This window comes from Pseudomonadota bacterium, from assembly GCA_030775045.1.
Classification (GTDB): Bacteria; Pseudomonadota; Alphaproteobacteria; order JALYJY01; family JALYJY01; genus JALYJY01.
The window spans coordinates 1-11,271 of the sequence record JALYJY010000062.1; the positions used below are offsets into that span (position 1 = coordinate 1).

12 protein-coding genes are annotated in these 11,271 nt (G+C 59.8%); 2 read left to right on the forward strand and 10 right to left on the reverse strand.

Annotation, left to right across the window (positions count from 1 at the left end):
* Positions 1 to 74: 74 nt before the first annotated feature.
* Positions 75 to 779: a M48 family metallopeptidase gene (locus M3O22_06430; protein MDP9196382.1), complete on the reverse strand. Its 705-nt coding sequence runs from the start codon at positions 777 to 779 to the stop codon at positions 75 to 77.
* Here M3O22_06430 and M3O22_06435 point away from each other — a divergent pair.
* Positions 773 to 1,414 (forward strand): Smr/MutS family protein, encoded by a 642-nt coding sequence (locus tag M3O22_06435; protein ID MDP9196383.1) that lies wholly within the window; start codon positions 773 to 775, stop codon positions 1,412 to 1,414. The genes M3O22_06430 and M3O22_06435 overlap by 7 nt on opposite strands.
* On the opposite strand, the gene M3O22_06440 is transcribed toward M3O22_06435, so the two are convergent.
* Positions 1,380 to 2,147 carry a hypothetical protein gene (locus M3O22_06440; protein ID MDP9196384.1) on the reverse strand — a complete coding sequence of 256 codons (768 nt, stop codon included), beginning with the start codon at positions 2,145 to 2,147 and terminating at the stop codon, positions 1,380 to 1,382. The genes M3O22_06435 and M3O22_06440 overlap by 35 nt on opposite strands.
* Before the next feature lie 172 nt (positions 2,148 to 2,319).
* Between M3O22_06440 and sucD the strand changes: the two genes are divergently transcribed.
* Positions 2,320 to 3,195, forward strand: a complete 876-nt coding sequence (sucD, locus tag M3O22_06445; protein ID MDP9196385.1) for a succinate--CoA ligase subunit alpha — start codon at positions 2,320 to 2,322, stop codon at positions 3,193 to 3,195.
* Positions 3,196 to 3,230: 35 nt separating this feature from the next.
* Here the strand turns inward: sucD and M3O22_06450 are convergent, their stop codons facing one another.
* From M3O22_06450 to M3O22_06485, 8 genes are all read right to left on the reverse strand, one after another.
* Positions 3,231 to 5,525, reverse strand: coding sequence for an ATP-binding protein (locus M3O22_06450; GenBank protein ID MDP9196386.1), 2,295 nt, complete (start codon positions 5,523 to 5,525; stop codon positions 3,231 to 3,233).
* A gap of 223 nt (positions 5,526 to 5,748) precedes the next feature.
* On the reverse strand, positions 5,749 to 7,089 hold the full coding sequence (gene glmM / locus M3O22_06455; GenBank protein ID MDP9196387.1) for a phosphoglucosamine mutase: 1,341 nt from the start codon (positions 7,087 to 7,089) through the stop codon (positions 5,749 to 5,751).
* Between the two features lies 1 nt (position 7,090).
* Positions 7,091 to 7,354: a DUF4236 domain-containing protein gene (locus M3O22_06460; GenBank protein ID MDP9196388.1), complete on the reverse strand. Its 264-nt coding sequence runs from the start codon at positions 7,352 to 7,354 to the stop codon at positions 7,091 to 7,093.
* 95 nt (positions 7,355 to 7,449) lie between these two features.
* A complete protein-coding gene (locus M3O22_06465) occupies positions 7,450 to 7,929 on the reverse strand; it encodes a hypothetical protein (GenBank protein MDP9196389.1) in 480 nt (159 codons plus the stop codon).
* Positions 7,913 to 8,437, reverse strand: coding sequence for a hypothetical protein (locus tag M3O22_06470; protein MDP9196390.1), 525 nt, complete (start codon positions 8,435 to 8,437; stop codon positions 7,913 to 7,915). The genes M3O22_06465 and M3O22_06470 overlap by 17 nt, the downstream gene beginning before the upstream one ends.
* A gap of 61 nt (positions 8,438 to 8,498) precedes the next feature.
* On the reverse strand, positions 8,499 to 9,662 hold the full coding sequence (dnaJ, locus tag M3O22_06475) for a molecular chaperone DnaJ (GenBank protein MDP9196391.1): 1,164 nt from the start codon (positions 9,660 to 9,662) through the stop codon (positions 8,499 to 8,501).
* A 43-nt stretch (positions 9,663 to 9,705) separates the two neighbouring features.
* Positions 9,706 to 10,959, reverse strand: coding sequence for a hypothetical protein (locus M3O22_06480; GenBank protein MDP9196392.1), 1,254 nt, complete (start codon positions 10,957 to 10,959; stop codon positions 9,706 to 9,708).
* A gap of 104 nt (positions 10,960 to 11,063) precedes the next feature.
* Positions 11,064 to 11,271: hypothetical protein (locus tag M3O22_06485; protein MDP9196393.1), on the reverse strand; the 208-nt coding region annotated here is incomplete at its 5' end.

Sequence of the window (11,271 nt, forward strand, 5' to 3'; positions counted from 1 at the left end):
CCTCCAGAGAGACTGTTTTCAGGCCGGATTGCCTGCATTGCCATTGCAAACACCCGGGCCCCTGGAAAGTTCCCTCAGATCGTGTGATGAAGGACAAGACCGTGTGCTTTCAGCCATTTTGCGGCTTCCCGCCGATGCGGGGTCAGCCGGTCCACGACAGTCCAGAAGGCCCGCGAATGGTTCATCTCCACCAGATGGGCCACCTCATGGGCCACGATATAGTCAACCACATGGTCCGGGGCCATCACCAGCCTCCAGCAGAAAGACAGACGGCCTGACGTGGAACAGCTGCCCCAGCGGCTGCGCATGTCCCTGACCTGGACAGACCGGATCTTTTTGCACACAAGTTCAGCCTTCTGTGCAGCCCTGGCTGAAAACTCCCGCAGTGCCAAGGTTTTCAGGGTATCCCGGACCCGCCGGGCAAAAAAGGCCAGATCACCGCCCACCCTGATACAGGTCTCTGAAAGAACTCCCTGTCCCCTGTGGGCCGGGTCATGGACCACCTCCAGCGGCCGGCCCAGGACAGAAATGGGGGATCCACTCATCAGAGCCGGGGCAGGTGCGGACAGGTGCAGGCTGTGGCGGGCAATCCAGGAACGGCTGCGGCTGACGAAGGCCCGGGCCCTGTCGACAGACATGCCCCGGGGAAGGACAAGCTCGATCCGCCGTCCCTGCGGGTTCACTTTCAGGCTGACCCGGCGGGCCCGCAGGCTGACCCTGACCCAGAGAGGATGGCTGATCCCCTCGAACTCCACCGGCCTGGCAACACTTTTTGACATCACAGCTGCACATTGCCACAAATGAAGGACTGCCGCAAAGAAAGCTGTTGAAAACCGTGACCGGAAAACCGCCCCGCAAACGCACTGTGACCGAAGAAGAACAGAAGCTGTGGCGGCTGTCCATGCGCGGTGCAATGCCCCTGCGGAAGGAAGAGGCTTCCCCTGCCCTTCCAGAGACGGAACCGGAACCTCCTCCCCGCCGCCCCGCAATGAAGCAGGCCGCGCGACCGGGTCCTGCACATGACCCCGGAAAGCCCCTGGAACCCGGCTCGGCCATGGGCCTTGACCGCAGGACGCACCAGCGACTCCGGAAGGGAAAGATGGCCATCGACGGCCGGCTGGACCTCCATGGGCTAACCCAGGATGCGGCCTATAACGCGCTGGTGTCTTTTGTGGAAAACGGCTGGCAACGGGGAAAAAGGTGCCTGCTGGTTATCACCGGCAAAGGCCTGTCGGCGGGCGGTCAGGGCGTTCTGCGGCAGCAGGTCCCGCGCTGGCTGAACGAGACACGGCTGCGACCGGCCATCCTGGCTGTCTCACCCGCACAGGCCGAACACGGCGGCAGCGGAGCCCTGTATGTGCTTCTGAAAAGAAAAAGGATCAGTTCGCGAGAGGACGGGGCCGGAAAGGAATGATCTCTGCGGTACCAGCCTGGGGCTCCCGGTGAACCGGCGCCTGGTCCCGACGATCCTGCAGGAACACCACCTTTTCTTCCTCCGGCTGTGTCCGGACCTTTTCAGCCGGCACAGGGACAGCCCTGGCATACAGTGCTTCCATGCGTTCCGGATGGACTGGAAGCGTGACGCTGATCATTCCGGCGATTTCCGCACTGTCGGACAGCTTTTCCGACTTATGCGGGATCATGGGAATGTCCCGGTCCTTGAGTGGCAGAACCCAGATCCAGGGATCACCAACATGTTTTGAAAACAGATACGGCCCCATACACAGCGTGACGGCCGGGATACCTTTCATGACGTCAAAGAGACGGCGCAGGGCCTGGCGTGCCACTTCTGCCGGCGCATCACTCCCAAGGCCGGTCAGCCAGGCCCCCATGGCATTGAGGGTCCGGGCCACATTCAAGCGGTAGGCCCCCTCCCCCACAAAAATCTCGGTTTCAGCAAGGCAGACGTTGGGCTCATCCGCATCGGCAGATTTTTCCGGCGGGGAAAATCCCGTAAATCCGGGGATTGCGCTGTCCATTTTCCAGGAGGCTGTCCCCTCCACAGGCCGGCAGCCGGCAGAAAACAGCACATCCCTCAGGGCCTCGACCACATCAAAGACCTGGTCCACCGTGCCTCCCTTCACAAAGACGGAAGCACTGTAGAGTCCCTGACTGTCGCCTGATGTTTTTGTTTTTCTTCCTGACATGGTCCTGTTTCCCGGTGTTTCTGAACGGTCCATCGCCGTTCCATGAACCCACCCTGGACCCCCAATGGTTAACAAACCGTTTGCAGTCCGGATTTTCTCAAAAAAACAGAATTCCGGTTTGCTTCCGGGCGTGCTAGACACTGCCAGCACAAAGCATTTTTCGGAGAGTAAAATGGCTGTTCTGGTGAGCAAGGATACCAAGGTCATCTGCCAGGGCTTTACCGGCGCGCAAGGGACATTCCACTCGGAACAGGCCATTGCCTATGGCACCCGCATGGTTGGCGGCGTGACCCCCGGCAAGGGCGGGACGAAGCACCTGGACCTGCCCGTGTTCGACACAGTGGCCGAAGCTGTTCACAAGACCGGCGCCAACGCCACGGTTATCTATGTTCCACCGCCCTTTGCCGCCGATGCGATTCTCGAAGCCATTGACGCGGAAATCCCCTTGGCCATCTGCATCACCGAAGGCATTCCCGTTCTGGACATGGTCCGGGTCAAGCGGGCCCTGCAGGGATCGAAGACCCGCCTGATCGGCCCCAACTGCCCCGGCGTCATCACGCCCGGCGAGTGCAAGATCGGCATCATGCCCGGCCATATCCACAAGCGCGGCAAGATCGGCATCGTGTCCCGGTCCGGCACCCTGACCTATGAGGCTGTGGCCCAGACCACCGCGGCTGGTCTTGGCCAGACCACCTGCATCGGAATCGGCGGCGACCCGGTCAACGGTACGAATTTCGTGGAGTGCCTCGAGATGTTCCTGGCCGATCCGGAAACGCAGGGCATCATCATGATCGGTGAGATCGGTGGCCCGGGCGAAATCGACGGTGCAGCGTTCCTGAAATCGGCAAAGGCGAAAAAGCCTGTTGTAGGCTTTATCGCAGGCCGCACAGCCCCGCCGGGCCGCCGCATGGGCCATGCCGGCGCCGTCATCTCGGGCGGACACGACACGGCTGATGCCAAGATCGAAGCCATGCGCAGCGCTGGCATCACCGTGGCCGAAAGCCCCGCTGCCCTGGGCAGTACAATGCTGAAAGTGATGGGACGTTAAGGATTTATCTCTCCACCTGAGGGAGAGGTAATTAGCTACTTCCCACTCACGGGCAAAACACACGTCACGGTCGTCCCCTCACCCGGGCGGCTGTCGATGGTGACACGGCCGTGGTGCAGGTCGGTAAAGCTTTTCACCAGGGACAGGCCAAGGCCGGCTCCGCCTGTACCAGCAGCGTTACCGCCTCGCTCAAATTTTCCGAACACACGCTGCAGGTCCGCTTCCGGAATGCCCACACCGTTGTCCTGGACGGAGAAGGTCACCTCCTGCCCTGTCCGGTGCGCCCCGATCCGGATCATGCCGCCGGCCGGTGTGAAACGGATGGCATTGCCCATCAGGTTGAACAGGATCTGCTTCAGGCGCTTTGCGTCTGCCGTCATGGTCCCGATATCCGGGGGACAGTCAATGCGGACAGACAGGTTCTGTTTTGTTGACCATTCGCGGGTCAGTTCCACCACGCCCTGCAGCAGGGGCAGGATCTCGACCGGTCCAGGCTCCAGCTCGATATAACCGGCCTCAACACTTGCCACGTCCAGGATGTCGTTGATGAGAGACATCAGGCGCTGGCTGGCCTCCAGAATGCTGCGGCTGTAATCTTCCTGCCGCGAATTGAGAGGGCCAAAGTACTTGTTGGCCAGGATTTCCGAAAAGCCCATGATGGCGTTCAGCGGCGTGCGCAGCTGGTGCGTCACGTTGGCGATGAACTGGGATTTCAGGCGATCCGCCGCCTCCAGCGCCGCGTTGGTGGAGCGCAATCCCTGCTCCAGCCGCACTGTATCGGTAATATCCATCCAGGTGGTCAGTACCGCCCCGTCCGGCAGCGGCACGACCGAGAACATCAGCACGCTGCCATCCCGCCGCTCAAGCCGCTGGCGGCTGCTGGTCCGGCCCAGCGCAAGGGCAACAAACTGGTCCCGGTATTCTTTCCATGATCCCCCGTTATCCAGCAGGGGGCGCACCTTCTCCATGAGTTCGACCAGATGGGGCTCACCCTGGATATCTTCGGGCTTCAGGTTCCACAGATGGCAGAACGAGGGATTGTACAGCTTCAGCCGCCCGTCACCGCCAAATACCGCCATTCCCTCAACCAGGTTGTCCAGGGTCTCCTTCTGCACGGCCATCAGGGTGTTGTAAGAGGATTCAAGCGCCAGGCGACTGGTAACATCTTCCAGAACGAACATCAGGCCGCCCAGTGCATGGGGCACAATCAGCATGCGCAGCGTCGCCCCGTCCGGCAGATGGAGCAGGCTTTCCTGCGGTTCGATCAGGGATGTGAACAGCGCCAGGTTTTCCTTGCGATAGCGCTGGAAGTCCACCACTTCGGGCAGGCGGCGGCGCTCGCGCAGGTTTTCCAGGATCTCGCTGAACAGGGGGCAGGTATCCAGCCAGGTTTCGTCCAGCCCCCACAGCCGCCGCCAGGCCTGGTTATAGAACTTCAGGCGCGTGTCAGAGCTGTATATGGCAATGGCCGAACCCAGCTGCTCCAGCAGGTTGGCCTGGGCCGAGGTAAAATGCTGAAGCTCGGTCTTCAGGGTGTTTTCCGTGGTCCTGTCGATGGCCAGTCCGGCCATAAGGCCTGTGCCTGACAGCGGAACCTCAGTCACATCCATGAACCGCCGCGTTCCCCCCACCACAATCCGCGCACTGACCGTCACAGGCCTGCCGCTGTTCCGGGCTTCCTTTCCGGTCCCTGCCGACAGCTCCCGCTGCTCCCGGATCACCACATCCGGCGTGGTTTCCAGCAAGGTGGCGCACGCGCTGTTGCACCACACCAGCCTGAGGTCCCTGTCCCGCTGCCACAGGGGGACAGGCAGCCCCTCGGCCAAAGCCTGCCATTCCTTTCGCGCCTGTTCAGTTGTGGCCAGAAGATCCCTCTGGCGCTGGATGTCTTTCTCGGTACGGGTCGCATCCACAAGCCACAGGATGTGCGCCCGCTCGTCCCCCGAAACGCCTGTGCGCCCCTGGACCAGAAGGACCCGTTGTCCTTCCGTCCTGATTTTCAGATCAAAAGTCCTGTCATCCTGCTGCAAAAAGCGCAGCGCATTGGCCAGCCCGTCAGATTCCGCACCGCTCACACAGGCCAGCAGATCGCGCACATGGGACAGGGAGGGACAGCCGAGAAGGGCCGCCGCCTCGGCCGAAGATACAAGAGTCTGATCCGCCTGGACCTGGATCCAGTCCAGCGGCAGGGCCTGCTGTGTTGCTTCCAGCCGATCGATATATTGCCGGTTTTCCCTGCGCAGACGGTTCAGACGTTTGGCCTGCCAGATCGCAACCCCCGCCAGCAGGGCGGACAGTACGGCCAGAGATGCAAGGAGAGCTGAAATCACCAGATCGACCCGGAATTTTCACGGCGGAGGCTCTGTTTTCTATCACGAAGCACATACCGTGTCATGCGGGGATTGCCCAAGGCGTGCCATCAATTGACGCAGAATGAGCCAGATGACAAGTGTTTCTGAGCCCCGGAGCGCAGTGTACATAAAAGTACATGAGCACCGGAAGCGCAGGAAACCGCAGTCAGATGACCATTATCCGTTCAATTGATGGCACGCCCTACCCCGTCTTCCCCAAGGCGCCCGTCACCAGGGACAGGGCCTCGTCGATCATGGCGGGGTCCTCGGCCTCTGCCATCACGCGGATCACCGGTTCCGTTCCGGATTTGCGCACCAGAAGGCGGCCATGGTCCTTCAGCCGATCCGTCATATCCCGGATCACGGCCTTCACCGCCGGCCTGTCCAGCGGATTGTCCCCTGAAAAGCGGACGCTGGTGATTTTCTGGGGCAGCGGCTCAAAAATGCGGGTCACGGCACTGGCCTGTTTTTCCTGCCTGTGCAGGACCGACAGGACCTGCAGGGCGGCCACCAGGCCATCTCCCGTCGTACCGTGGTCAGCCAGAACGATATGGCCGGACTGCTCGCCGCCCACGTTGAAGCCGTGGCTGCGCATATGCTCGACCACATAGCGGTCGCCCACGGCCGTGCGCGCCAGGATCAGGCCCAGGCCGGCCAGGTGGCGTTCCAGCCCCAGGTTGGACATGACCGTGGCCACAACGCCGCCGCCTTTCAGCTGGCCCTCGCGGGCCATCTGCCCGGCAATCAGGGCCATCAGCTGGTCCCCGTCGATGATCCGGCCCTGCTCGTCCACCAGGATCAGGCGGTCGGCATCGCCGTCCAGGGCGATCCCCAGTTGGGCCTGGTGCAGGACCACCTGCTCCTGCAGGCGCTCGGGATGGACAGCCCCGCAATCCCTGTTGATGTTGGTCCCGTCGGGAGCCACGGCCATGGGGACAACGTCGACCCCCAGCTCCCACAGGACAGTAGGCGCCACCTTGTAGGCCGCGCCATGGGCACAGTCCACGACCACCTTCAGCCCGTCCAGTCTCTGCCCGCGCGGAAGGGTATTCTTGGCAAACTCGATATAGCGGCCGCTGGCATCCTCCAGCCTTTTGGCACGCCCCAGACCGGACGCAGCAGCCATATCAGGCGTAAAGGGTTTTGCCAGACGCGCCTCGATGGCCGCCTCGGTCTCATCCGACAGCTTGTAGCCGTCCGCACCGAACAGCTTGATCCCGTTGTCCTCGTACGGATTGTGGGAAGCGGAGATCATCACCCCCAGATCCGCGCGCAGGGACCGTGTCAGCATGGCCACCGCCGGCGTGGGCACAGGGCCCACCATGATCACGTCCATGCCCATGGAGGTAAAGCCGGCCGCCAGCGCAGGCTCCAGCATATAACCGGACAGGCGCGTATCCTTGCCGATCAACACCTGATGGCGATGACGCCCGCGGCGCAGCTCCAGCGCTGCGGCCATGGCCACACGCAGCGCTGTCTCGGCAGTCATGGGCTCTGTGTTCGCCGTGCCCCGGATGCCGTCCGTCCCGAACAGTTTGCGCATGTCAGACTTTCCCGGCGAAGTACAGAAACCCCACGATCACGACGGCTATCAGCACGAAAAACCACAGGCTTGTGCCAGGCCCCCAGCGCCGCTGCTGGCGCCAGGATACACCACTGCCAGGCAGGCCCACGCTGCCCTTCATGCCCCGGGGGGAGAGATTGACGTTGGCGCCCTTCGGCCCCACGCCCAGGCTCAGCCCGCTTTTCGAGACATTCACGCGCAGCAGTTTATGCAGCGCGAATGATTTGTGAAACCTGAGCCCCATGGCCTGTCCCCCTGATCTGGCCGGCATTCCAGCACAGACCATACATCAGCCGGGACCTCTTTGCCAGTAACAAACCCCTGCAGGCACTTCCCCGATCAGGGCGCTGGAACCGGTGCACCAGCCTTCGGCAGGGTCAGGCCCAGGATGTTTCCTTCCCGGACAGACAGAGGCACAAATGGAGGTAGATGAGGCTCTGTTACTCCCGGAGATCCGACACGGTAGTGAATGATCATGGCACACAGGAATTCCCGCACCAGGTCGGCAGCAGCCAGATCAACAGCCCCACACATGACGGTTTTTGCTGTCTCATTGGCCGGCAGCACATGACGATATCTGGCCATGGCCTGTTCCAGGAATTTCCTCTGCCCTTCGGCCAGCTGGACCTCGTCCCATATCTGTTTTTCAGAAAACCGCAGCGGCGGCTCTGATATAAGCTGTGCCCGTATGGCTTTTGCACCGACAGCACGGATGGAATCAGTAATGGTTCTCTGCTCCAGGGACGCATCTACCAGTTTTTGCCGGACAAAGGATGTCCTCTCGTCATTGTACCGGCCATAATTAGGACTCACCGCCACGAACCGTGAGAAAATCCCTGCTTTTCCCTGTCGGGTCAATAGTCACATCCAGATGACAATCCCAAGGCATGAAACCCCGGTAACAGCTCTCGCGGAAACTGTTTTTGGGATGTATCAGGACCTGTCTTCTGAATTCTTTTTCAGGATCCTGTGACAATTTCTTTTTATCATCTCCCGCTATAAGAAACAGCAGCATATCAATCGGGAGAACCCGATCCAGCAGTTCCGAACGGATAGCAGCATCAATTCCTGTTACGCCCTGATCTGTCCATTTGATATCAAAGCCAGCCCCCAGAGTTCTGGGTTCCCTGCCGTCCTGCTCACTGTCATCCGCACGCGTCTTTTCGGAAAAAAACCGGTCATAGTCCAGCAGAGCCCGGGCATGAATCCTGTGAGTAACTCCATCTGTCCGGTATTCCACCACATCATCTTCCAAAAGACCAAGAGAGGCCAGAACGGCGTGCGCTTCTTCAGACAGCGGGATTTTTTCAGATTCGGCCATCATCATGGCGATACTCCTGTCAGGACATAGGCCTGACCGGTCTGGAGCATTTATTTACTTTCAGCAACTACGAATCCCGGGCGGTGTCCTTCAGGTCTTCCCACAGTTTCTGGACCTGGTCGAAGAAAGACGTGGCCTGGGGCTGGTTTTTGGCGGCCTCGCCTTCGCGGCTGAATTCTTCCAGCAGTTCCTTTTGCCGTTTGGTCAGGTGCACGGGGGTTTCCACAGACACCTCGATATACAGATCGCCGCGCTGGTGGCTGCGCAGGACGGACATGCCCTTGCCTTTCAGGCGGAACTGGTGGCCGTTCTGGGTGCCCGCGGGAATGGTCACCGTCGCACGGGTGCCGTCGATGACGGGAACCTCGATGCTGCCGCCCAGCGCCGCGGTGCACATGGGCAGTGGCACGCGGCAGTGCAGGTGCGCGCCGTCGCGCTGGAACAGGCTGTGGGGTTTTACGGACAGGAAGATGTACAGATCGCCGGACGGAGCGCCGCGCACACCGGCCTCCCCCTCTCCGCCCAGGCGGATACGCGTGCCGTCCTCAACGCCCGCCGGGATATTCACCTGAAGCTCTTTGGTGTGGCGCTTGCGGCCTTGGCCGTGGCACGAGGGGCAAGGCTCCTTGATGGTCTGGCCCGATCCGTGGCAGGTGGGACACGTGTGCTCCATCATGAAAAAGGCCTGCCGCGCGCGCACCTTGCCCGTGCCGCCACAGGTGTTGCAGGTCACCGGCTGAGTGCCGACCTTTGCGCCGCTGCCATGGCAGGGCTCGCAGGCGATGGTGGTGGGCACTTTGATAGTCCGTGTAGCGCCGGAAAAAGATTCCTCCAGCGTGATGTCCATGTCAAAGCGCAGGTCGGAGCCGCGGCCACTGTTCTGCTGCCGCCGTCCGCCCCCACCGCCCATCATGTCGCTGAAGACGCTTTCGAAAATATCCGCAAAGCCGCCCGCGAAGCCATCGAACCCGCCGCCAAAGCCTCCTCCGTGACCGCCCCGGCCATGCTCGAACGCCGCGTGGCCGAACTGATCATAGGCCGCCCGCTTCTGCGGGTCCTTCAGAACATCGTAGGCTTCGCTGAGTTCCTTGAATTTATGCTCAGCCTCCGGGTTGCCGTGGTTGCGGTCCGGGTGACACTCCATGGCCAGCTTGCGATACGCCTTTTTCAGCGCCGCCTCATCGGCGTTTTTCGCCACACCCAGAATGTCGTAATAGTCCCTTTTGGTCACCGTCTCATCGCCTTTTTCGGATACACTGGCATAAACTCACACCTTAACGGGGCGCCGCAGGAGCAGCCGTGCAGGCTGCATGCCTGTCCCCCACGTTCGTATAATTACATGTAACCTTGATATACAATGATAGTATATTCAAGTTCCTGCGCAGCTGGTCTTCGTCTGCATCTGATTTTGTCCGGTATCTGTCGAGCAGCGTTTTCGCCGCGGCCAGATGATGTCCGGCTTTTTCCGCGCTGAGAGGATCTCCCTGAAATACGGCAGAGTCCGGAACAAGCGCAGCCATGTCGCGCAGCATGGATTCAAGCCCGGAAAACGCCTCTGCCGTTATGATTTCAGGGGAAAATACCCCATCCAGATCGCCCAGAAAACGATACGTGTGGGTAAAGCACACCACACCACAATCATTGTACTGTTTTATCGAAGCAACGCCCCGGTTAATGTATTTTACAACAACCGCCTCCGTGGCATAGTTAATAGCCCTTTCCTGTGCGGGAGAGGCATATGTCAAAACTGTATTTGCGACATAATCACCCAGCCCTTCTTCAGTGGCTACATGCCTGAGCTCCGGATATCCTTCTTTCCGGTCCCGGTTCACGTCAATCCTGTCATACTCCAGAGGATGCTGCGGATCATATTTTGCCGCGTGGAGCACCTCATGATAAAGGGTAGCGGCATGAGCCTGCTCTACCGGAAGGGGTTGCTTCATGGTAGAACGATGCAGACCGGTAATGGCTTCATAATAGCGGCCCACGTCACGACGCCCTGTCGTCACTATGGCGAGATGAAGCGGTTTTCCCCCGGGGCCTTTTATGCTCAGGTTTTTGGTGCTTGCCGGAGGATTGAACCAGATCTCCAGAAATATTGACCCCAGCATTTTCCAGGCAGTTTTCTCCTGGACAGGACTCCATCCGTCCTTCGGAACTGTTCCAGGATCGTCCTGCAGAATCAGGGAATCGTCCTGCATGACAGACTTTATATAAGGGTAGAATTCGGGGTTTTGAGCGGCATACTTCTTCAGCAGCCTTTCTATAGCACCCTTGTCGCCGGGCGTTATTTTCATAAGGTTTTTTGAATCTATCCAGGTCTTGAAAGCGCTTCCAAAATCAGGATCGTGCAAATCAAAGTGGAAGAGGCGGGCATCCCGTACTTCTTCCGGAGCGTCGTCTGGCTTTAAAACCTCAAAGAGAACAGCCGGGGTGATACGGCCTTTTTCCAGGGCCTCCATGATTTTATCGGGATCGACATCAAACCCCTCAATCCGGAAACTCCTGACGCGATCTTCCAGGGTCAATGAACTTTCCTGTGTTCCCCCCTGTCCTGATTTTCCACTGGCACAGCTTAAAAAGACAGCTGCAAGAAATGGAAATGCAAACCCTTTACGCATCATTATTTTCTCTATTGAAAAGCAATTTGTTTTACCGAAGCAAGGTTACTCCGCCTTTTTGTTTTTGCCGTCCACTTCCTCGAATTCGGCGTCGACGACTTTTTCGCCGTTGGCTGTGGCGCCTTCACCGCCTGCAGCTCCCGCATCAGCACCCGGAGATCAACCTGCTGCTCCCGGTACTCGATCTTCCCGGATTCGATCCGGGCGAAGTTGAGGATG